17 protein-coding genes are annotated in these 21,273 nt (G+C 70.6%); 2 read left to right on the top strand and 15 right to left on the bottom strand.

Features of this window, described 5'->3' with window-relative positions:
• Positions 1 to 6 precede the first annotated feature (6 nt).
• From argB to argC, 3 genes are read right to left on the bottom strand one after another with little or no spacing between them, the layout of a single operon-like run.
• The gene (gene argB, locus G127AT_RS01740) at positions 7 to 927 is read right to left on the bottom strand and encodes an acetylglutamate kinase (protein WP_210899173.1); all 921 of its coding nucleotides are present in this window, start codon (positions 925 to 927) and stop codon (positions 7 to 9) included.
• A 7-nt stretch (positions 928 to 934) separates the two neighbouring features.
• Positions 935 to 2,086 carry a bifunctional glutamate N-acetyltransferase/amino-acid acetyltransferase ArgJ gene (argJ, locus tag G127AT_RS01745; protein WP_210899175.1) on the bottom strand — a complete coding sequence of 384 codons (1,152 nt, stop codon included), beginning with the start codon at positions 2,084 to 2,086 and terminating at the stop codon, positions 935 to 937.
• On the bottom strand, positions 2,083 to 3,126 hold the full coding sequence (gene argC, locus G127AT_RS01750) for an N-acetyl-gamma-glutamyl-phosphate reductase (RefSeq protein ID WP_210899176.1): 1,044 nt from the start codon (positions 3,124 to 3,126) through the stop codon (positions 2,083 to 2,085). The genes argJ and argC overlap by 4 nt, the downstream gene beginning before the upstream one ends.
• Before the next feature lie 290 nt (positions 3,127 to 3,416).
• On the opposite strand from argC, the gene G127AT_RS01755 reads away from it, so the two are divergent.
• A complete protein-coding gene (locus tag G127AT_RS01755) occupies positions 3,417 to 4,127 on the top strand; it encodes a DedA family protein (RefSeq protein WP_210899178.1) in 711 nt (236 codons plus the stop codon).
• On the opposite strand, the gene pheT is transcribed toward G127AT_RS01755, so the two are convergent.
• From pheT to infC, 11 genes are all read right to left on the bottom strand, one after another.
• Positions 4,102 to 6,618: a phenylalanine--tRNA ligase subunit beta gene (pheT, locus tag G127AT_RS01760; protein WP_210899181.1), complete on the bottom strand. Its 2,517-nt coding sequence runs from the start codon at positions 6,616 to 6,618 to the stop codon at positions 4,102 to 4,104. The genes G127AT_RS01755 and pheT overlap by 26 nt on opposite strands.
• Positions 6,618 to 7,658 (bottom strand): phenylalanine--tRNA ligase subunit alpha, encoded by a 1,041-nt coding sequence (pheS, locus tag G127AT_RS01765; RefSeq protein WP_210899183.1) that lies wholly within the window; start codon positions 7,656 to 7,658, stop codon positions 6,618 to 6,620. Before pheS ends, pheT begins: the two co-directional genes overlap by 1 nt.
• A 571-nt stretch (positions 7,659 to 8,229) precedes the next feature.
• Positions 8,230 to 9,585 (bottom strand): ISL3 family transposase, encoded by a 1,356-nt coding sequence (locus G127AT_RS01770; protein WP_425305876.1) that lies wholly within the window; start codon positions 9,583 to 9,585, stop codon positions 8,230 to 8,232.
• Between the two features lie 747 nt (positions 9,586 to 10,332).
• Entirely contained in the window at positions 10,333 to 11,280 is a 948-nt protein-coding gene (locus tag G127AT_RS01775) for an amino acid ABC transporter permease (RefSeq protein WP_210899185.1), read from the bottom strand.
• Entirely contained in the window at positions 11,277 to 11,924 is a 648-nt protein-coding gene (locus G127AT_RS01780) for an amino acid ABC transporter permease (RefSeq protein ID WP_210899187.1), read from the bottom strand. The genes G127AT_RS01775 and G127AT_RS01780 overlap by 4 nt, the downstream gene beginning before the upstream one ends.
• A 74-nt stretch (positions 11,925 to 11,998) precedes the next feature.
• A complete protein-coding gene (locus G127AT_RS01785; protein WP_210899189.1) occupies positions 11,999 to 12,871 on the bottom strand; it encodes a glutamate ABC transporter substrate-binding protein in 873 nt (290 codons plus the stop codon).
• A gap of 58 nt (positions 12,872 to 12,929) precedes the next feature.
• A complete protein-coding gene (locus G127AT_RS01790; RefSeq protein ID WP_210899191.1) occupies positions 12,930 to 13,718 on the bottom strand; it encodes an amino acid ABC transporter ATP-binding protein in 789 nt (262 codons plus the stop codon).
• A 79-nt stretch (positions 13,719 to 13,797) separates the two neighbouring features.
• Complete coding sequence (locus G127AT_RS01795; RefSeq protein WP_210899194.1) at positions 13,798 to 14,598, bottom strand: TrmH family RNA methyltransferase; 801 nt, start codon at positions 14,596 to 14,598, stop codon at positions 13,798 to 13,800.
• Positions 14,599 to 14,669: 71 nt separating this feature from the next.
• Positions 14,670 to 15,056, bottom strand: coding sequence for a 50S ribosomal protein L20 (gene rplT / locus G127AT_RS01800; protein ID WP_210899197.1), 387 nt, complete (start codon positions 15,054 to 15,056; stop codon positions 14,670 to 14,672).
• A gap of 31 nt (positions 15,057 to 15,087) precedes the next feature.
• Positions 15,088 to 15,282, bottom strand: coding sequence for a 50S ribosomal protein L35 (gene rpmI / locus G127AT_RS01805; RefSeq protein ID WP_210899198.1), 195 nt, complete (start codon positions 15,280 to 15,282; stop codon positions 15,088 to 15,090).
• Between the two features lie 52 nt (positions 15,283 to 15,334).
• Positions 15,335 to 15,949 (bottom strand): translation initiation factor IF-3, encoded by a 615-nt coding sequence (gene infC, locus G127AT_RS01810; RefSeq protein ID WP_210901726.1) that lies wholly within the window; start codon positions 15,947 to 15,949, stop codon positions 15,335 to 15,337.
• Positions 15,950 to 16,210: 261 nt separating this feature from the next.
• On the opposite strand from infC, the gene G127AT_RS01815 reads away from it, so the two are divergent.
• A complete protein-coding gene (locus G127AT_RS01815) occupies positions 16,211 to 16,606 on the top strand; it encodes a DUF1844 domain-containing protein (protein ID WP_425305877.1) in 396 nt (131 codons plus the stop codon).
• A 66-nt stretch (positions 16,607 to 16,672) separates the two neighbouring features.
• Here G127AT_RS01815 and G127AT_RS01820 read toward each other — a convergent pair whose 3' ends face one another.
• Positions 16,673 to 21,238, bottom strand: coding sequence for an ATP-dependent helicase (locus G127AT_RS01820; protein ID WP_210899199.1), 4,566 nt, complete (start codon positions 21,236 to 21,238; stop codon positions 16,673 to 16,675).
• Positions 21,239 to 21,273: the final 35 nt, after the last annotated feature.

Consider the following 21,273-nt stretch of genomic DNA (forward strand, 5'->3'; position numbering starts at 1 on the left):
GCCAGCTCACGCGGCACCTCCCTCGAGTCGGGCTCCGGGGCCGGGGACGACCTCGGTGCCGATGCCCTGCGTCGTGAAGACCTCGAGCAGGATGGAATGCGGCACCCGGCCGTCGATGATCGCCGCCTTCGCGACGCCGCCCTCGACGGCCTCGAGGCAGGCGGTCATCTTCGGGATCATGCCCGATTCGAGGCTCGGCAGCAGTTCGATGAGCTCGGGCACGTCGATGACCGAGACGAGCGACTCGCGGTTCGGCCAGTCGCGGTAGAGGCCGGCGACATCGGTGAGGATGACGAGCTTCGCGGCGCCGAGTGCGACGGCCAGCGCCGCCGCAGCCGAGTCCGCGTTGACGTTCAGGGACTGGCCGGGCCGGTCGCCGTCGGGCGCGATCGAGGACACCACGGGGATGCGTTCGGCCGCGAGTTCGGCGAGCACCGCGCTCGGATCGACGCGCACGACGTCGCCGACCTGGCCGAGGTCCACCTCGGCTCCGTCGACGAGCGCACCGCGGCGACGGCCCGTGAACAGGCCCGCGTCCTCCCCCGAGACGGCCGAGGCGAGCGGTCCGTGCTCGTTGATGAGGGAGACGAGCTCGCGGCTCACCTGACCCGACAGCACCATCCGAACGACGTCCATCGTCTCGGCCGTGGTGACGCGGTATCCGCCGCGGAACTCGCTCTCGATGCCGAGCCGGCCGAGCATCGCGGAGATCTGCGGGCCGCCGCCGTGCACGACGACCGGTTTGATGCCGGCGTAGCGGAGGTAGACCATGTCTTCGGCGAAGGAGCGCTGCAGTTCGGGGCTCACCATCGCGTTGCCGCCGAACTTCACGACGATGGTCTCGCCGTGGAAGCGCTTCAGCCAGGGCATGGACTCGATGAGGACGGCCGCCTTCGCGGCCGCATCGGAGGAGATCGTGTCGTCCATCGCCGCCTCAGCTCGAGTACGCGCTGTTCTCGTGCACGTAGTCGTGCGTGAGATCGTTCGTGAGGATCGTCGCCGTCGCATCGCCCGCATGCAGCTCGATGAGCACATGCGTGTCGCGAGGGGTCAGGTCGACCTCTTCGCGGGGCCGGTCGGGCTGGCCGGCATGGCAGATGCGGACGCCGTTCATCGTGACGTCGACCTCGTAGGGGTCGAATGCGGCCCGGGTGGTGCCGATCGCGGCCAGCACGCGGCCCCAGTTCGGGTCGTTGCCGAACACGGCGGTCTTGAACAGGGTGCTGCGGGCGACGGCGCGGCCGACCTCGACCGCCTCGTCCTCGCTGACGGCCCCCTGCACCTCGACCGCGATCGCGTGGCCGGCGCCCTCGGCGTCGTCCTGCAGCTGACGGGCGAGATCGGCGCAGGCGCGCGTGAGGGCGTCGGCGAAGTCCTCGTGGTCCGGGTGGATGCCGCTGGCGCCGGATGCCAGCAGGGTGACCTGATCGTTGGTCGACATGCAGCCGTCGGAGTCGAGCCGGTCGAAGGTGACCCGCGTCGCCCGGCGGAGCGCGGCATCCAGCACCTCGGCCGGGAGTTCGGCGTCGGTGGTGAGGACGACGAGCATCGTCGCCAGGCCCGGCGCGAGCATCCCGGCGCCCTTGGCGATGCCGCCGATGCGCCAGCCGGCGCCGTCGACGACGACCGTCTTGGGGCGGGTGTCGGTCGTCATGATGGCGCGGGCGGCATCCGCTCCGCCGTCGGCCGCGAGCCCCGACGCGGCCAGGCGCACGCCGGCCTCGAGGACGTCGCCGTCGAGCTGCTCGCCGATGAGACCGGTCGAGCAGACGAGCACGTCGCCGGCGGAGACGCCGAGCACGGCGCCCGCGGCCTCGGCGGTGCGGTGGACGACCTGGAAGCCGGCGGGGCCGGTGAAGCAGTTCGCTCCCCCGGAGTTCAGGACGACCGCGGCGACCGTGCCGTCGACGATCGCCTGCTCCGACCACAGGATCGGGTTGGCCTTGGCGCGGTTGCTCGTGAAGACGGCCGCGGCGGCCTGCTTCGGGCCGCGGTTGACGACGAGGGCGAGGTCGGCGGCGCCGGATGCCTTGATGCCGGCTGCGACGCCGGCCGCTTCGAACCCGGCGGGTGCGGTGACGGTCACGGGGCGACTCCGTTCACGGGAAGGCCGAGACCCTCGGGCAGGCCGAGGGCGATGTTCGCGGACTGCACGGCGGCGCCGGCGGTGCCCTTGGCGAGGTTGTCGACGGCAGTGACGACGACGACGCGGCCGGCGTGCAGGTCGACGGCGAGCCCCATGAGGGCCGTGTTGGCGCCGAGCACGTCGGCGGTGCGCGGGAACTGCCCCTCGGGCAGCAGCTGCACGAACGTCTCCCCCGCGTACGCGTCCTCCCAGGCGGCGCGGACGCTCTCAGGCGTCGCGCCGGGGGCGAGTTTCGCGCTGGAGGTCGCGAGGATGCCGCGCGACATGGGCACGAGCACAGGGGTGAACGACAGCCGCGGGTCCTCGGCGCCGGCCCAGCGGAGCGCCTGGGCGATCTCGGGCAGGTGGCGGTGCGTGCCGCCGACGGCATACGGGTTCGCCGAGCCGAGGATCTCGGAGGCGAGCAGGTGCGCCTTCAGGCTCTTGCCGGCGCCGGACGGGCCGACGGCGAGCACGGAGACGAGGTCGCCGGCGCCGATGACGCCGGCGCGGATACCGGGGGCCAGCGAGAGGGAGACCGTCGAGGCGTTGCAGCCGGGTGCGGCGATGCGCCGCGTGCCGACGAGGCGGTCCCGCTGCCGGCCGTCGGCGCGGGGCAGTTCGGGCACTCCGTAGCTCCAGGCGCCGTGGAAGTCGCCGCCGTAGAACGCCGCCCAGTCATCCGCACCCTCGAGGCGGTGATCGGCGCCGCAGTCGACGACCAGGACGTCGTCCGGCAGAGCCGCGGCGATCGCGCCGGACGCGCCGTGCGGCAGGGCGAGGAAGACGATGTCGTGCCCCGAGAGGATCTCGGGGGTCGTCTCCTGCAGGGTGAGGTGCGCGTAGCCGCGCAGATGCGGTTGCACCGCGATGAGGGCCTGCCCCGCGTTCGCGTGCGCGGTGACGGTGCGCACCTCGAATTCGGGATGATCGGCCAGGAGGCGAAGGAGTTCGCCGCCCGCGTAGCCGGATGCACCGGCGATCGCGACCGAATACGTCATGGATCCACCTTAAGGGTCGAAGCTGCCAGGAACGGAGGCGGCGACACCCGCGGAACGGCCCCGGGCCGCTCGAACGCAGGGTCGCCTAGCTTCGGCGCTGCGCGAGGCCTCGGCGCACGCGGACCACGGCACGGCGGAGGCGTGCATCGGTGATCTGGCGGCGCGGGGACATGCAACGACCGTATCCCCGCGGTACGGGCCGGCGCAAACCGGGATCCCCCGAACGGACGACCCCGGACCGTACCGCAGGCCGATGCCCCGGCGGATGCCGCCCGTCTACCGTGACGAACATGGACGCTCTCGCCGATCTGCTCGTCTCCCTCGCGGCCTCGCCGTGGGTGCCCCTCGTGGTCTTCGCCGTCTGCCTCGTCGACGCCTTCTTCCCGCCCGTGCCGAGCGAATCGGTCGTCGTCGGGGTGGCGGCCATCGCCGGCGGCGGCACGTGGATCGTCGTCGTCGCGGCGGCGCTCGGTGCGATCGTCGGCGACAGCATCGCCTATGCGATCGGGCGCCGGATAGGGCGGGCACGATTCGCCTGGATGCAGCGGCCGCGGGTGCGCCGGGCGGTCGTCCGGGCGGCCCGTTCGCTCCGCCGCCGGGGAGCGCTGGCGATCTTCACGGCCCGCTACATCCCGGTCGGGCGGATCGCCGTCAACGCGACGGCCGGTGCGACCCGGTACCCGTACCGGCGCTTCCTGCCGCTCAGCATCCTCGCCGGGGTCAGCTGGGCCCTGTACTCGACGTTCATCGGCGTCGCCGTCGGTCGCCTCTTCGCCGGGCAGCCGCTCGTGGCCGTCGTCGTCGCGATCGTCATCGCCGCCGGCATCGGCTGGGCGGTGGATGCCGCAGCACGCGCGGTCCGGGGCCGCAACGCCCGACGCCGCGCTGCCGGGCGTCTCGCCGAGCGGCACGGAGCAGCCGGGCAGGGAGTCACCGGCCAGGGGGCCGCCGCGGCGGCGAGCCCCCTGTCGGCGCTCAGTCGCGGATCGTCGCGCCCGTGAGCGTCTCGGCGAGGGTCGCACCGGCGATCTTCGCCTCGCTCGCCTCCGCCGCGGTCAGGGTGCGGTCGGCAGCACGGAAGCGCAGTGCGAACAGCACCGACTTCTTGCCCTCGGGGATGCCGGCGCCGCGGTAGACGTCGACGAGCCGCAGCTCTTCGAGCAGGGGCCCGGCGCCCGTGCGGACGGCCTCGGCGACGTCTGCGGCCGGCACCGTCTCGTCGACGAGCATCGACAGGTCCTGCGTCGCCGCAGGGTACGTCGACAAGGCGGCGGCCTCGATCGTGCGGGCCGCGAGCTCGATGACCCGATCGAGGTCGAGTTCGGCGACCGCGACGACGCGCGGGAGGTCGGCCTCCTCGGCGAGTTCCGGCAGGAGCTCGCCGGCGAAGCCGACGGGGACGTCTGCGACCCGGAGTTCCGCGGTGCGGCCCGGGTGCATGGCCCGGTGGCCGCCTTGCACGATCTCGATCTCGGCGCCGACGGCACGGCCGATGGTGCGCACGGCCTCGAGGGCGTCGGCGATGCCGGCCGGAACGGCGGCGATGCCGGGCTGCTTCGGCGTCCGCTCGCCCGTGAGCAGCACGCCGATGCGGCGCGGCTGCGGCGGGATCGACGCCTCGAGCTCGGCGATCGTCTCGTCGGAGGGGCGGACGGCGGCCGGCGGCACGGTCGCCGTGCCGTACTCGCGGCCGGCCTCGGGCCGGAACACGAGGCCGGTCTCGAAGATCGCCAGGTCCGTGAAGCCGCGCGAACGGTTGCGGCGTGCGACCTCGATGAGCCCCGGCAGCAGGGAGGTGCGCAGCCACGCCGCCTGCGCGTCGAGCGCGTTGGCGAGCTTCACCTGGCCGATCGGCGAGCCGTCCGGCGACCCGAACCGGGCGTTGACCGCCTCGGTGAAGAACGGGTACGAGATGGTCTCGACGAAACCGCTCGCCGCGAGCGCGTTCGAGGTTCCGCGACGCAGGCGCTGCGCGCGCGTCAGGCCCCGCTGCGGGGGTGCGACCGGCAACTCGGAGGGGATGCGGTCGTAGCCGACGATGCGCGCGATCTCTTCGACGAGCGTCCACTTGTCGGTGAGGTCGGACCGCCAGCTCGGCGGCGTCACGCTCAGGGCGCCCGCGGCATCCGCCACCTGCGCCCCGATCATCTCGAGGGCGTTGCGCTCCTCCTCGGGCGTGTAGGCGATGCCGACGACGCGCTCGGCGAACCCGGCGGGCAAGAGGATCGGCTCGGGCCGGGCGGCCGTCACGAGGGTCGAGCCGAGGGCATCCACCGTGCCGCCGGCGAGTTCGACCATGAGCTCGGCGACCCGGTTGGCCGCGGCGATCGCGACATGCGGGTCGACGCCGCGCTCGAAACGCTTGGACGCCTCGCTCGGCAGCTTGTGCCGGCGCGCCGTGCGCGCGATCGACACCGGGTCGAAGGTCGCCGCCTCGATGAGCACGTTGCGGGTTTCGCCCGACAGCTCGGTGGGGCCGCCGCCCATGACGCCGGCGAGGCCGATGGGGCCGGAGTCGTCGGTGATGAGCAGGTCTTCGGGGTCGAGCGTGCGGGTGACGCCGTCGAGGGTTTCGAGGGTCTCGCCGGGGTTCGCGCGTCGCACGGTGATGCCGCCGGCGAGCTTGTCGAGGTCGTAGCCGTGGATCGGCTGCCCCAGCTCGAACATGACGTAGTTCGTGATGTCGACGAGGAGCGAGATCGAACGGACGCCGGCGAGCTTCAGCCGTGCGGTCATCCACGGCGGCGTCGGACGGGCGGCATCCACACCCCGGACGACGCGCGTGACGAACCCGGGCGCGCCGATGTTGCCCCGGATCGGGCGCTCGTCGGCGATCTCGACACGGAAGCCCTCCGCCTCGTATGCCGGGACGCGGCCCGCGGGATCGGCGAAGGCGCGGCCGGTGGCGTGCGAGTACTCGCGCGCGATGCCGCGGATCGAGAAGGCGTAGCCGCGGTCGGGCGTGACGTTCACCTCGACGGCGGCGTCATCGAGGCCGAGGAGCGCGATCGCGTCGCTGCCGACCTCCGGGTCGAGGCCGAGGCTCGCCAGGCGCAGGATGCCGTCGTGCTCGTCGCCGAGGCCGAGCTCGCGCACGGAGGCGATCATGCCGTCGGAGAGGTGCCCGTAGGTCTTGCGGGCGGCGATCGGGAACGGCCCGGGCAGCACGGCGCCCGGCAACGTCACCACGACTTTGTCGCCGGCGAAGAAGTTGCCGGCGCCGCACACGACCCCGTGCACGGCGGGCCCGCCGTCGGCCGCGGTCTCGCCCTCGGGCGCGACCTGAACCTGGCACCAGCGGATCGTCTTGCCGTTCTTCTGCGGCTCCTCGACGAACTCGAGCACCTGGCCGACCACGATCGGGCCGGACAGTTCGAAGCGGTGCAGATCCTCCTCCTCGAGCCCGACCGAGACGAGGGCGGCGTGCACCCCCTCCGGCGTGGCGCCCTCGAGGGGCGTGAACTCGTCGATCCAGCTGAGCGGCGCGCGCATCAGACCACCATCCCGAACTGCTCGCTGAAGCGGATATCGCCCTCGATCATGTCGCGCATGTCGGCGACGTCGTTGCGAAACATGAGGGTCCGCTCGAAGCCCATGCCGAACGCGAAGCCCGAGTACACCTCGGGGTCGATGCCCGCCGAACGCAGCACGTTCGGGTTGACCATGCCGCAGCCGCCCCACTCGATCCAGCGCGCCCCGCCGCGGAAGGTGGGGTGCCAGATATCGAACTCGGCGCTCGGCTCGGTGAACGGGAAGTAGTTCGGGCGCAGGCGGATCTTCGTGCCCTCGCCGAACATGATGCGGGCGACGTGCTCCAGGGTGCCGCGCAGATGCGCCATCGTGATGCCCTTATCCACGACGAGGCCCTCGAACTGGCTGAACACGGGCGTGTGCGTCGCGTCGAGCTCATCGGTGCGGTACGTCTTGCCCGGCGCGAGGATGTAGATCGGCACGTCGCGGCCGAGCATCGAACGCACCTGCACGGGGCTCGTGTGCGTGCGCATCACGAGGTGACGCTCGGGCGGGTCGACGAAGAAGGTGTCCTGCATCGCACGGGCCGGATGGTCCTCGTCGAAGTTCAGGGCATCGAAGTTCATCCACTCGTGCTCGAGCTCGGGGCCGTCGGCGATCTCCCAGCCCATCCCGACGAAGATGTCCGCGATCTCCTCCTGCAGGACCGAGAGCGGATGCCGGGAGCCCGGCCGGCGCACGGTGCCGAGCTCGGTGACGTCGACCCGTTCGGCTTCGAGGCGCGCCTCGGCCTCGGCGGCGACGATCTCCGCCTCGCGGGCGGCGAACGCCTGGTTCACCCGGCCGCGTGCACCGCCGACGAGCTTGCCGAGCGCGGCCTTCTGCTCGTTCGGCACCGAGCGCAGCAGGCCGTTCAACCTGGCGAGGGGCGACTTCTCGCCCGTGTGCTCGGTGCGGACCTGCTTGAGGGCCGCGGAGTCGCCGGCGGCGTCGATCGCGGCGAGGGCCGCCGTGACGGCCGCCTCGACCGCGGATTCGGAGATTTCAGAGGGCTCGGACACGAAGAACGAGTCTACCCGGGTGGGTTTCGGTAAGCGGCACGACCGGTGCGCCCGGGCCGATGGAGCCTATGGCCAACGCTGAGTCACACGGCGCATAGGCATGAACAGTGAGGCTCATCTCAGGGCTGCGGAAGATTCTGCACATGCCATTCACTCAGGTGATTCGTCAACGACCCTGACAGACAGAAGGCTGAGGATACCGTCCGAGCGCCAACCCAAGGCCCCTCGACACGAACCACCGAGTCGGAGCGGCGGCACTGAATCACCACTCTGTGCTCGATACCGAACTCGTTGATGCCACAGATGCTTTCCGCCCTGTAGTCATCAACCTTCTGAGACCAGCATGACGCAGCGACCGCGATAGCCTCTTGCTCCGCGGAGATCGGGCCGACGGAGAGGTCTGCAGCTACTGCGGAGGTGGGAGCGACGGAGATCTCTTCTGCGGAGGCGGGAGCGACAGAAAGCGCGAGGATAGCGACCGCCGCAGCCCAAGATGCAGTCATCGTGCGTCGGAAAGTTCTCATCGTGTTCTCCTCTTCGTTGAGTTGCTTGATAACGGGCTCTTCGGATTTTAGGTGGGGGCGGGGGTATCGAGGCCGCCGGCGATGAGGAGCATTCTGAGTCTGTAGTTGTCGTAGTTGCGGAATCCGCGGGCGACCCGGCGGGCGAGCTCGATGAGTCCGTTCACGGCTTCGGTGCCACCGTTGGATGACCGGTTCGTCGCCCAGTACGCGAGGAATGCGTCACGCCACTGGTTCAGTGTCTTCCCGAGCCGGGCGATCTCCGGGATCGGGCACGAGGGGAATGATCCGAGAACGGCCAGCGCGATCTTGCGTCCCTCCGTGAGGTCTGGGTGCTTGTAGGCGTCGCGGAGTTGCTGAGCGGCGTGCCAGGCGACTTCGACCTCGATGTGCTCTTCCTGTCGGGCGAACGCGGTTTCGAGTCGGCTCCTTTGCTTGTCGGTGAGTCGGTCTCTTCCGGCGCGGAGGATGTTGCGGATCCCGTAGAGCGGGTCGCCCTTGCGGCCGCGGTGTCCGAGGGTGTCCTGCTGGACTCGGCGGCGGACCTCGTCAACCGCAGCGGTGCCGAGCTTGACGACGTGGAACGCATCCAGCACAGCGGTGGCATCGTCGAGCTCGTCGTCGAGGGCCTTCTTGTATCCGGCGAACGGGTCAAGAGCGGCGATCTTGACGCCGGTCCGGAACTCCGGCGTGCGTTCCTTGATCCAGTCGGCGTATGCCTTCGAGGACCGGCCCGGCACCAGATCGAGCAGCCGCGCCCTGACGTGACCGGACGCGTCGCGGGTGAGATCGACCATCCCGGTCAGTTCTTTCGGGCCTCGGCCGCCCTCGGCGACGGGCTTGGTGGAGACGTGGTGCCAGAGGTGCTCGTCCACGCCGAGCACCTCGACGCCATCGAACCGGCCCGGGTCTTTCTCGCGCCGCTGCAACTCGGCTTCCACGTGCGTCCAGACGGTGCCCCACGCGACCCGCAGCTGCCGAGCGACACCGCGCACCGACGCGTTCTCACGTCGCATCTGCGTCACCGCCCAGGCCACCGCGCGGGCCGTCAAGATCGCGTTCGGGGCGGCAACAGCCGGGTTCTGCTCCGTGAACGCGCGCACCTCGCATCCGTCCTGGCGACACCGCCAGCGGCGCTTTCGCCACCTCACCCGCACCGGCCGAGTGCCCATCGGGGCGTCCTTCAGAACAAGTGCCTTCCGTCCCGCCGATTCCGCGACCACCCCGCACCCCGGGCAGCCCACCGGCCCCGGCGGCGACTCGACATCGATGACGAGTACACCGTCACTGCGGTGCTCGACCCCGGTGACGCGGAGCCCGTCGAGCCCGACGAGCAGGTCGCAACGATCACAGTAAGCAGCAGAGGAACCTGGGCGCGCATCAGCGCAGTGGGTAGCATCGGGCACGGGTCGAGGTCTCCGGACAGACAGGCAGTTTGGTCGCTACCGATCCTCCGGACCTCGACCCGCCTCACCACGCCACAACACGCCCGCCAAACTCACCCGCCCCCACCCAGACTGCGCAGAGCCTGATAACGCAAATCTATGAAGCATCCCTGATTCGTATCAACACCGACACCAGATGTGGCCAACTTGGCGAGTAGCCGACAACACGGTGAGCCAAAGCCGCTTCCCATGATCTTCCTGCTATCCGCCGCGGGACCCGTCGCTCTCGGTCGGGCACGTAGCTGCAGGGGGTCCTCAGAATCGGCGGTGCCACACTTCAAAGCGTGTCCCGGACCCACGGCAACTGTTCGCGGATGCTCAGACGAGAGTGACGGGCATCAGCTTCCTGTATCCATGCGGAGCCGCCTGCCGAATCTGCCTCCGACCCGTGGCAGACGGTATGGCGTGGGCATAGCCGGATAGCCGGCTATGCCCAGGGATCCAGTCCTGGACGTGTTGACGATTCGGACCGATGCGGTCGAAGCACTCAACTGGTCCGTGTCGGTGGATTCCACGAACACCCGGACGGATCACCCTAGCTGTACGTGACCGGCAGTGCCGATACTGCTTCATTGCCCGAAGCCAGCATGACACTGCAATCGCGCACTCAACGTGACATAGGCGCCGGTAGCCATGCGCATCGCCCCGCCAAGCCACAATCGCCCTCTGACATTGGGCCGAACCCGTTTGCTCGGCGCTCGAGAGCCCTCAGCGCTGCGTCCCGCCGCCGGGGAGGTAACTCCCGCCACCCGTGGTGTCGGCCTGGTGGGCTGCGGCGTTCGCCTGCGCGACGATCATCATCTGGTTCGGATCGTTCAGGCTTGGAGCGCCGGCAGCACCGGACCGAGACTGGCCGCGGCGGGCGAGCCAGCGCGCCAACCAGGACAGGAGCAGATTCATGGCGAGGTAGATCACGAACGTGACGAGCCAGAACGAGAACTGATACCGGTTGCCGTAGAACGCCGACAAGTTGTTGAGCGTCGCTCGCAGCAGCTCCGGGTACCCGACGATGTAGCCGAGCGAGGTGTCCTTCAGGAGCACGACGAGCTGGGCGACGATGATCGGCAGCATCTGCCGGAACGCCTGTGGGAATTCGACGAGCAGCTTCGACTGCAGCGAGCGCATGCCGAGGCTGAGCCCCGCCTCGCGCTGCCCCTTTGGAAGGGCAGCGAGGCCCGCACGAAGAGCCTCGCCGATGAGCGCGCCGTTGTAAACCGCGAGAGCTGCGACAACCGCCCAATACTCCCCGGTCGAAAAGACCAGCAGGATGAAGAGCATCATGAGCAGCACGGGCATGCCACGGAAGAACTCGATGACGACCGTGGTCGGGATCCGCACCCAGCGCGACTCTGCACTGCGCAAGAGCGAGAACACCACGCCGAGAGCGACCGCGAGAACGGCTGCCATTGCCGCCGCCCGCAGGGTGTTAATCACGCCCTGCCCGATGAAACTCCAAACCTCGGGGTCCGCGAAGATATCCCACCGAGCCTCGTCGAACATCCCCGGAAGCGTGATACCGCCGGACTCGCGGGGCGCGTTCAGGGTGATGAACATCCAGAACAGCAGGCCGATGACCGCTGCCCCGGTGATGACTGAGAGCACCCGGGAAAAGACCCGGGCGCGCGGCCCGGGAGCATCGAAGAGCACGCTGGTCATCGCTGCACCACCCACTTGCGCTCGAGCTGGTTCGCGATCAGGCCGAGCGGCACCGTGATCACAAGATAGAAGAAAGCGATACCTAGCAGAATCGGTATTACTGCGCTGCCATTGTTATTCGCGAGTTTGCTTCCGATCGCGAATAGCTCGACGACGAAGAATGCGCTCGCAACTGAGGTGTTCTTCGTGAGCGCGATGAAGACGTTGATGAGCGGCGGGATCGTCATGCGGAAGGCCTGCGGCAGGATGACGAGCGTCACCGACTGGCGGAAGCCGAGGCCGAGGCTGCGGGCAGCCTCGGCCTGCCCGATCGCCACGCCGTTGATGCCGCTGCGCAGCGCCTCTGCGACGAACGGCGAGGTGTACACCGCGAGCCCGATGAGGGCAGCAACCATGTACGGCAGCTTCGAGCCGAGCAACGGCAATACGAGCGCACAGAAGAACAGCACGATCGTCAGCGGGGTATTCCGCACGATCTCGGTGTACACCGTACCGATCACACGTAGCGTCGCCACGGGCGAAATACGCATGGCCGCGACGACCGTGCCGAGCACGAGCGCAGCTACGCCGCTCACGACGAGCAGGAACAGCGTCTGCCCGAAGCCCTGCAGGTAGAGCGGCAGATTGGCGATGATGACGTCCACGCCGAATCCCTTCTCAGGATGGGGACAGGCTCGACCCGGGCCGGATCACTCCGGCCCGGGTCGAGCCTGGATGATCAGTTCTCGTAGCGGTCGGGAGCCGGCGGCTCGACGAAGGGCAGAACCGTTCCCGCCGTGGCGTCCCACGCCTCCTTATAGCTGCCGTCTTCGTACGACTCCTCGAGGACGTCGTTGATCCAGTTGCGGAAGTCGGTGTCGTCCTTGGCGAGGCCGATGCCGTAGGGCTCCTCGGTGAAGGGCTTGCCGACGACCTTGAACTCTCCCTCGTTTTGGGCGGCGAGGCCCGCGAGGATGACGTTGTCGGTCGAGACCGCGACGACCTGGCCCGAACGCAGGGGGTCGAGGCACTTCGAGTAGGCGTCGGTGAGCACCGGCTCGGCGCCGATGGCTTCGAGGTTGTCGGCCGGGGTCGAGCCCGTGACCGAGCAAACCTTCTTGCCGACGAGGTCTTCCTCGCTCTTGATCGAGTCGTCGTCGGCGAGCGTCAGGATCGACTGACCGGCCATGTAGTACGGGCCGGCGAACGAGACGACTTCCTTGCGCTCGTCGTTGATCGTGTACGTCGCGACGACGATGTCGACGGTGCCGTTCTCGATGAAGGGCTCGCGGTTCGCGGAAACCGTCTCCTTCCACTCGATGTCTTCCTCGGGGTCGAGACCGAGGTGCTCGGCGATGATCTTCGCGACCTCGACGTCGAAGCCCTCCGGCGTGCCCGACGGGCCCATGAGCCCGAAGAGCGCCTGGTCGAACTTGGTGCCGACGGTGATCTTGCCGGCCTCCTGCAGCTTCGCCATCGTCGAACCGGCCTCGAAGGACGGCTTCTCGCCGCCGTCGCCCGAGCCGCCGTCTCCGCCGTCGCTCGCACAGCCGGCGAGCACGAGCGCAGCCGCCGCGGCGACCGCAGCGAGCGCGTACTTCCTGCGCTTCATAGTGATTCTCCTCTTGGTGTAGGTGATACCCGATCGCCGTGGGGGACGGCGACGCGGTCTAGTGGGCGAGGATCTTCGAGAGGAAGTCCTGCGCGCGGTGCGACTTCGGGCGGCTGAAGAACTCGGCCGGGGTCGCCTCTTCGACGATCTGGCCGTCGGCCATGAAGAGCACCCGGTCGGCGGCCTTGCGGGCGAAGCCCATCTCGTGGGTGACGACGATCATGGTCATGCCCTGCTCGGCGAGGCCGACCATGACGTCCAGCACCTCGTTGATCATCTCGGGGTCGAGCGCCGAGGTCGGCTCGTCCATGAGGATGAGCTTCGGGTTCATCGCGAGCGAACGGGCGATCGCGACGCGCTGCTGCTGGCCGCCCGAGAGCTGTGCGGGCATCTTCTGCGCCTGATTGGCGACGCCGACGCGGTCGAGCAGCTCCATCGCAAGGCGCTCGGCCTCGGCCTTCTTCATGCCCTTGACCTTGATCGGTGCGAGCGTGACGTTCTCGAGCACCGTCTTGTGGGCGAACAGGTTGAAGGACTGGAAGACCATGCCGACGTCGGCACGGAGCTGCGCGAGCTCCTTGCCCTCCTCGGGGAGCACCTCGCCGTCGATCGCGATCGTGCCCGAGTCGATGGTCTCGAGCCGGTTGATCGCGCGGCACAGCGTCGACTTGCCGGACCCGGAGGGACCGATGACGACGACGACCTCGCCGCGGTTGACGACGGTGTTGATGTCGTTCAGCACGTGCAGGTCGCCGTAGTGCTTTTCGACGTGGTCGATGACGACGAGCGGCTCACCGCGACGAACGGAGATGTTCGACGTGGAAGGCGCCGAGAAGGTGGGCTGCATGCACACCAGAATAGGGGACGCCGGGCCCCTCACCGGAACCGGGAGCCGAATCGGTTATCGGATCGGGATGAAGCGCGCCTCAGCCGCGGTGCGCGAACGCGCTCTCGTACAGGCAGACGGAAGCCGCCGTGGCCAGGTTCATCGATTCGGCGTGCCCGTAGATCGGCACCGTCAGCACCCGGTCGACGAGCGCGAGATCCTCGTCGGCGAGCCCGCGCGCCTCGTTGCCGAAGACCCACGCGGTCGGGGCGGCCAGCTGCCCGTCGCGGCGTGCGGCGAGCAGGTCCTCCCCCTTCACATCCGCGGCGAGGACGGCGAGGCCGGCGGCGCGGGCGCGAGCGAGGACGTCCTCCAGGTTCGCGCCGACGGCGACCGGGAGGTGGAAGATCGACCCGGTCGAAGCGCGCACGACCTTGGGGTTGTAGAGATCGACCGCACGGCCGGTGAAGACCACGGCGTCGGCACCCGCGGCATCCGCCGCACGCACGATCGTGCCCGCATTGCCCGGGTCGCGCACCTCTTCGAGGATCGCCACGAGACGGGGGCCGGACGCGAAGACGTCCTTGACCGCCGTCGGGAACTGATGGCAGACCGCGACGAAGCCCTGCGGGGTCACGGTGTCGGCCATCGACTCGAGGACCTCCTCGGTGACGTACTCGACATCCACCCCCGCATCCACGGCCGTCTGCGCGATGTCGGTGTAGCGCTCGAGCGCCGTCGGCGTCGCATAGAGCTCGACGAGGAGTTCGGGCCGGAAGGTCAGCGCCTCGGCGACCGCCTGCGGGCCCTCGAGCAGGAAGAGGCCCGTCTCGGCGCGCGAGGGCTTCTTGGCGAGCTTCGCGACGGCACGCACACGCGGTGAGCGAGGGTTCTCGAGCATGCCGCCAGTCTACGGCGGGCAGCAGAACGGCCCGGCATCGCGTGGATGCCGGGCCGTTCGGAGTGCGGAGATTACGCCGCGGACTTCGGAGCCGAGGTGTCGGCCGGAAGCGCCTGCTTGGCGCTCTCGACGAGGGCCGCGAAGGTCGCCGGCTCGTTCACCGCGAGCTCGGCGAGGATGCGACGGTCGACCTCGATGCCCGCGAGGCCGAGGCCCTGGATGAAGCGGTTGTAGGTGAGGCCGTTCTGACGGGACGCCGCGTTGATGCGCTGGATCCAGAGGCGACGGAAGTCGCCCTTCTTCTGGCGGCGGTCGCGGTACGAGTAGACGAGGGAGTGGGTGACCTGCTCCTTCGCCTTGCGGTAGAGGCGCGACCGCTGACCGCGGTAGCCCTCGGCGCGCTCGAGGATGACCCGACGCTTCTTGTGCGCGTTGACCGCGCGCTTGACTCTAGCCATTGCTCTGTTTCTTCCTTACGCGTCGCGCGGCTCAGCGGCCGAGCAGCTTCTTGATGACCTTGGCGTCGGGGGCCGACACGACCTTGTCCTGGTTCAGACGGGCCTTGCGCGTCGAGGACTTGACCTCGAGGTTGTGCCGCATGCCGGCCTGCTGCTTCTTGATCTTGCCGGTGCCGGTCACCTTGAAGCGCTTCTTGGACCCGGAGTGGGTCTTCTGCTTCGGCATCTCGTGTTTCTCCTTGCTTCTGCCGCCACGGGTGGCGGACGGATGGGCTGGCCTACGCCTCGTCGGCGGCGGCCGTCTGCGACCCGGCGTCGTCGGCATCCGCCGGACGCGCCTTCGCCGCAGCACGCTGTGCATTCGCCTCGGCCTTGGCCTCGGACTTGTTCTTGAGGGGGGCGATGACCATGACCATGTTGCGGCCGTCGATCGTGGGGTTGTGCTCGACCGTGCCGTACTCGGCCACGTCCTCCGCGAAGCGCTGCAGCAGGCGCACGCCCATCTCGGGCCGCGACTGCTCGCGGCCGCGGAAGAGGATCATCGCCTTGACCTTGTCGCCGGCCTTCAGGAAGCCGACGGCGCGCTTCATCTTGGTCTCGTAGTCGTGCTTGTCGATCTTGAGACGGAACCGCACCTCTTTGAGGATGGTGTTCGCCTGGTTGCGCCGGGCTTCCTTCGCCTTCTGCGCAGCCTCGTACTTGTACTTGCCGTAGTCCATGATCTTGACGACCGGCGGACGGGAGTTCGGCGCGACTTCGACCAGGTCGAGGTCTGCCTCCTGCGCGAGCCGCATGGCCACCTCGATCTTCACGACGCCGACCTGTTCTCCTCCGGGGCCCACGAGGCGGACCTCGGGGACGCGGATACGGTCGTTGGTACGCGGATCGCTGATGCGTGTCTCCTCTACTCGAACGGTGCTGTGCCCGTCGGGAGGCGGATGCCGCCCGACGACGAGAGCGAGATCCACGCATGCGGACCGCCGGTACGGCGGCCTCTTCATACGGCACCCTGTCTACCCCGCCGCGTTCGCGCGGCGAAGCGGAGTGCAATGACCCGGTAACCTTGATGAAGCGGTATGCGCGGGTGGGAGAATCTCCACTTTCGTACCGGGGATCAGGCCCCGGAGCCTGCAGTAGTCTACCAGAGGAAATCCGTGACCAACAGTTCATCCGTGCCCGACGCCACCCCCGACGACCTCCCCGAGTCGCACGACGAGCACGAAGCGGTCGCGCAGGCGACGCGCGACATCGCCGACGTCGCCGCCGTCGAGGTCATCACGACCGCCGCCGTGCACCTCATGAGCGCCGCCGCAGTCAAAACCGGCCTCGCCGACGACCCCGAAGGCCAGATCGACCTCGACGAGGCGCGCAAGCTCATCAACGCCCTCGCCGGCCTCATCACCGCCGGGGCCCCCGAGATCAGCGACATGCACGCCAGGTCACTGCGCGACGGACTGCGCTCCCTCCAGCTCGCCTTCCGCGAGGCCTCGGCCATTCCCGACGCCATCGGCCAGGGCCCGGGCGAGAAGTGGACCGGGCCGGTCTCCTGAGGCCGCCCGCCTCCTGAGCCGGGCGATCCCCCGAGTCGACCGCCTTCCCGGGTGCGGATGCCCGGCTCACGCCGGGACGGGGCGCAGCGCGAGCCCCCGCGGCGTCTCCCGGAACCCCGCCCGGGCCAGCGCCGCCCCGGCCGCCGTGCCGATCACGAAGTCGCCGTTGACCGTCTCGACGCGCACCCGGTCCATGCCCCCGCGCCGCACGAGCACCGCGAGCGCCTCGGCCGCCCGGCCGAGCACCACGGGGTCATCGTCGAACACGAGCAGGCTGCGGCCGCCGCGCTCCAGATAGGCGGCGAGCACTCCGTCGCAGATCACGACGATGGCCCCGGCCTTCCGCGCCGGGCGATGCGAGCCGTCGCCGGCCGGCCACGGCAGCGCCGCGCCGAAAGGATTCGCCGGGTCGGTCGCCGCGAGCGCGACGGCCCCGGTCTCCGGCTGCGCGCGGAGGCGGTCCACGACCGCCGGGGTCGCGAACTGGGCGGCACCGAGCCCCTCGACGAAATAGCCCCGGCGAGCGCGGCCCGCGTCCTCGAACGCGGCGAGGGTGCGGTAGGCGAGGGCGAAGCCGCCCGGGACGCCCTCGGCGGCGACGGATCCGCGGGTGACGACCCCGTAGCGTTCGAGGAGCGTCTCGCCGAGCGCCTGCGCCCGGGCGGGGCCGTCGTCGGAGGGCAGCGGCAGCGCCGACCAGCGGCCGGCGACGTTCGGTGGACCGCCGCGCGACGGGAGCGGGGCCCGCGGCATCCGCCGCGCCCCGCTTCGGACCCGGGGCGGCGGGCGCCTGGACCGATGCGCCCCGCCCTCGAGGAGTGCGCGCACGGGCGCGAGGGTGTCGCCGCCGACGAGCCCAGCCCAGACGAGCCGCCACAACGCCGCGGTCAGGGCGTCGTCGTCGGTGCTGCCGATCGCGCCGGCGAGCTGGCGGAAGAAGTAGCCGCCGCCCGTGCCGAGCGTGGCCAGCACGTCCTGCTCCAGCGCCGAGAGTTCGATCGGCTCGGCGGCCGCGAGGGTGAGCGGTGCCGTGTCGGCCGGGTGCAGGCTCACCCAGCCGTCCCCGGCGAGCTCGCCGGCGCCGGCCCACAGCACCTCCCCCGTCGACGTCAGCTCGTCGAGCATCGCCGGCCGGTAGTCGGCGATGCGGGCGGGCAGCACGAGCGATTCGAGAGCGGATGCCGGTACGCGCGCCCCCTCGAGCTGCTCCACGACCGAGGCGACGCCGTCCACGCCGCGGAGCCGACCGCCGACATGCTGCCAACCCGGCAGGAAACGGGCGAAGCCGCGCTGCGGCACCGGCTCGACCTCGCGCCGGAGGGCGGCGAGCGAGCGACGGCGGATGCGGGCGAGCACCTCGGCGTCGCACCACTCGAGCCCGGTTCCGTCGGGGCGGAACTCGCCCTCGGCGAGCCGGTGCTGCTGGGCGAGGCGCCGCAGGGTCGCCGCGATATCGCCGGCGGTCAGCCCGAAGCCGGCGGCCGCCTCGGCGGCGCTGAACGGCCCGTGGGTGCGCGCGTAGCGGGAGACGAGATCGCCGAGCGGGTCGTCGACGGGATCCGCAAACACGGTCGGCACACCGGGCGGCACCGGGATGCCGAGGGCCGCCGACAGCCGGCCCGCATCCTCGACGGCGGCGAGCCGCTGCGTGCCCGCGAGCCGGACGCGGATCGCGCGGCCGGCGGCCACCAGTTCGGCGGCCGCGCCGGCGACGTCGGTCCCGGCATCCACCCGGTCGGCCAGCTCCTCGTCGTCGAGCGGACCGAGCTCGCGGATGAGGTCGGCCACCCCCTCGACGCCGCGGGCGTGCCGCTCCGGCGCGAGGCGCTGCAGCTCGCGTTCGGCGGCGGCGAGGACCCCGGGGTCGAGGAGCTCGCGGAGCTCCACCGTGCCGAGGAGCTCGGCGAGCATCCCCGTATCCAGGGCGAGGGCCGCCGCGCGCCGCTCGGCGAGGGGCTGATCGCCCTCGTACATGAACTCGCCGACGTAGCCGAAGAGCAGGCTCTGCGCGTACGGGCTCGCCGTCGCCGTGCGGGTCTCCACGATCCGCACCTCGCGGGCGTCGATGCGTTCGGCGAGCTCCCGCAGGGCATCAAGGTCGTAGACGTCCTGCAGACACTCGCGGGCCGCCTCCAGGATGATCGGGAAGTCCGGGTAGTCGCGGGCGACGTCCAGCAGCTGCGAGGCGCGGCGACGCTGCTGCCACAGCGGCGAACGCCGGGCCGGGTTCTGCTTCGGCAGCAGCAGGGCGCGCGCCGCGCACTCCCGGAAGCGGGAGGCGAAGAGCGAGGAATCAGCCAGGCTCGCCGTGACCCGCGCGGTCAGGTCGCCCGGGTCGACGGCGAACAGCTCGGCACCGGGCGGCTCGGCGCCCGTATCGGGGATCCGCAGCACGATGCCGTCGTCGGCGGCCACCGCGTTCGCATCGAGGCCGAACTCCTCGCGCACCCGTGCGCCGACGGCGAGCGCCCACGGCGCGTGCACGCGCATGCCGTACGGCGAATGCAGCACCACCCGCCAGTCGCCGAGCTCGTCGGGGAAGCGTTCGACGAGGAGCGTCCGGTCGTCGGGGACGACGCCGGTGGCCTGCCGCTGATCGGCGAGGAGCGCGATGAGGTTCGCCGCGGCGAGCGCGTCGAGCCCGCCGTCACGGAGCCGCCGCTCGGCATCCGCCGGGTCCGCATCGCCGAGCTCGCGCGTGAAGGCGCCGATGGCCCGCCCGAGCTCCGCGGGCCGGCCGATGCCGTCGCCCTTCCAGAACGGCATCCGCCCCGGCTGCCCGAACGCGGGGGTGACGGTGACGCGGTCGTAGCCGATCTCCTGGATGCGCCAGCTCGTCGTGCCGAGGGCGAAGACGTCGCCGACGCGCGACTCGTACACCATCTCCTCGTCGAGCTCGCCGACGCGGCGGCCCGCGCCCTCCCCCGCCATGAAGACGCCGAACAGGCCGCGGTCGGGGATCGTGCCGCCGCTCGTGACCGCCAGCCGTTGCGCCCCCGGCCGGCCGGTGACGGTGTTCGCCTCCCGGTCCCAGACGACCCGCGGGCGCAGTTCCCCGAAACGGTCGGAGGGGTAGCGGCCGGCGATGAGGTCGAGGGTCGCCTCGTAGGCGCTGCGCGGCAGCTCGGCGAACGGCGCCGAACGGCGGAGCAGGGCGAACCACTCCTCGACGTCCAGCACTTCCATCGCCGATGCGGCGATCGTGTGCTGGGCGAGCAGGTCGAGCGGGTTCTGCGGCACCCGGGTCGCCTCGATCGCCCCGGCGATCATGCGGTCGGCGACGACCGTGGCATGCAGGAGGTCCGCGCGATGCTTCGGGAAGAGCACGCCGCGGCTCACCTCGCCGACGCCGTGGCCGGCGCGCCCCACGCGCTGCAGGCCGCTCGCCACCGACGGCGGGGCCTCGACCTGGACGACGAGGTCGACGGCGCCCATGTCGATGCCGAGTTCGAGGCTGGAGGTCGCGACCACGCAGCGGAGCTCCCCGTGCTTCAGCTGATCCTCGATGACGGCCCGCTCCTCCCGGCTGACCGAACCGTGGTGGGCGCGGGCGAGCACGGGCGCGGCGCCGCTCGTGCTGTTCGCGGTGGATGCCAGGAGCGCCGGCATGCCGCCGGGGGTGGAAGGAGGCCCGACGCCGGGGGTGGATGGAGGCCCCGCCTCGGGGGTGGTGGATGCCGGCCCGGCATCCACACCCTCGCGCTCGGCGACGATCTCGTTCAAGCGCGCCGTCAGCCGTTCGGCGAGGCGTCGGGAGTTCGCGAACACGATCGAGGAGCGGTGCGCGAGCACCTCGTCGACGATCGCCTCCTCGACGTGCGGCCAGATCGTGCCGCCCTCTGCGGCGAGGTCGCCGAGATCCTCGAGCGGGACGACGACGCGCAGATCGAAGCGTTTGCCGGCCGGCGGCGCCACGATCGACACCGGGCGATCGCCGGCGAGGAAGCGCGCGACCTCCTCCGGCGGCCGCACCGTCGCCGACAGGCCGATTCGCTGCGCCGGGGCGGGCAGGCGTGCGTCGAGGCGTTCGAGGCTCACCGCGAGATGCGCGCCGCGTTTCGTGCCGGCGAGCGAGTGGATCTCGTCGACGATGACGGTCTCGACCGTGTCGAGGGTCTCGCGGGCGCGCGAGGTCAGCATGAGGAAGAGCGACTCGGGGGTCGTGATGAGGATCTCGGGTGGCCGGCTCACGAGCGCCCGGCGCTCGGCCGGGCCCGTGTCGCCCGTGCGGACGCCGACCGAGATCTCCGGCACCGGGGCTCCGAGCTCGCGGGCGGCCGCCGCGATGCCCTCGAGCGGACGCCGGAGGTTCCGCTCGACGTCGACGCCGAGGGCCTTCAGCGGGGAGAGGTAGAGCACGCGGACGCCCCGTCGCGGCTTCCCGGCGTTCTTCTCGGCGTGCTCGGCGCCCTGGGTGCGCTGGGCCTGCTCGGCGTGCTCGCTCGCCAGCCGGTCGATGGCCGAGAGGAAGGCCGCGAGGGTCTTGCCGGAGCCCGTCGGCGCGATCACGAGCGCATGTTCGCCGCGGCCGATCGCCGCCCACGCCTCGCGCTGCACGGGCGTCGGCGCCTCGAACGCCGAGGCGAACCAGTGCCGCGTCGACTCGGAGAATCCCTCGAACCCCTCCCCCATGCCTCCATTCAACCCGATGCGTGCGACACGCACAC

The sequence above is a fragment of the Agromyces archimandritae genome, from assembly GCF_018024495.1.
Taxonomy (GTDB): Bacteria; Actinomycetota; Actinomycetes; order Actinomycetales; family Microbacteriaceae; genus Agromyces; species Agromyces archimandritae.

Excerpts from the sequence above, each read along its gene's own strand:
- argB (WP_210899173.1), bottom strand. The coding sequence starts at position 927 with ATGGACGACACGATCTCCTCCGATGCGGCCGCGAAGGCGGCCGTCCTC.
- argC (WP_210899176.1), bottom strand. The coding sequence starts at position 3,126 with ATGACGTATTCGGTCGCGATCGCCGGTGCATCCGGCTACGCGGGCGGC.
- G127AT_RS01755 (WP_210899178.1), top strand. The coding sequence starts at position 3,417 with ATGGACGCTCTCGCCGATCTGCTCGTCTCCCTCGCGGCCTCGCCGTGG.
- pheT (WP_210899181.1), bottom strand. The coding sequence starts at position 6,618 with ATGCGCGCGCCGCTCAGCTGGATCGACGAGTTCACGCCCCTCGAGGGC.
- G127AT_RS01775 (WP_210899185.1), bottom strand. The coding sequence starts at position 11,280 with ATGACCAGCGTGCTCTTCGATGCTCCCGGGCCGCGCGCCCGGGTCTTT.
- G127AT_RS01785 (WP_210899189.1), bottom strand. The coding sequence starts at position 12,871 with ATGAAGCGCAGGAAGTACGCGCTCGCTGCGGTCGCCGCGGCGGCTGCG.
- G127AT_RS01790 (WP_210899191.1), bottom strand. The coding sequence starts at position 13,718 with ATGCAGCCCACCTTCTCGGCGCCTTCCACGTCGAACATCTCCGTTCGT.
- G127AT_RS01795 (WP_210899194.1), bottom strand. The coding sequence starts at position 14,598 with ATGCTCGAGAACCCTCGCTCACCGCGTGTGCGTGCCGTCGCGAAGCTC.
- rplT (WP_210899197.1), bottom strand. The coding sequence starts at position 15,056 with ATGGCTAGAGTCAAGCGCGCGGTCAACGCGCACAAGAAGCGTCGGGTC.
- rpmI (WP_210899198.1), bottom strand. The coding sequence starts at position 15,282 with ATGCCGAAGCAGAAGACCCACTCCGGGTCCAAGAAGCGCTTCAAGGTG.
- G127AT_RS01820 (WP_210899199.1), bottom strand. The coding sequence starts at position 21,238 with ATGGGGGAGGGGTTCGAGGGATTCTCCGAGTCGACGCGGCACTGGTTC.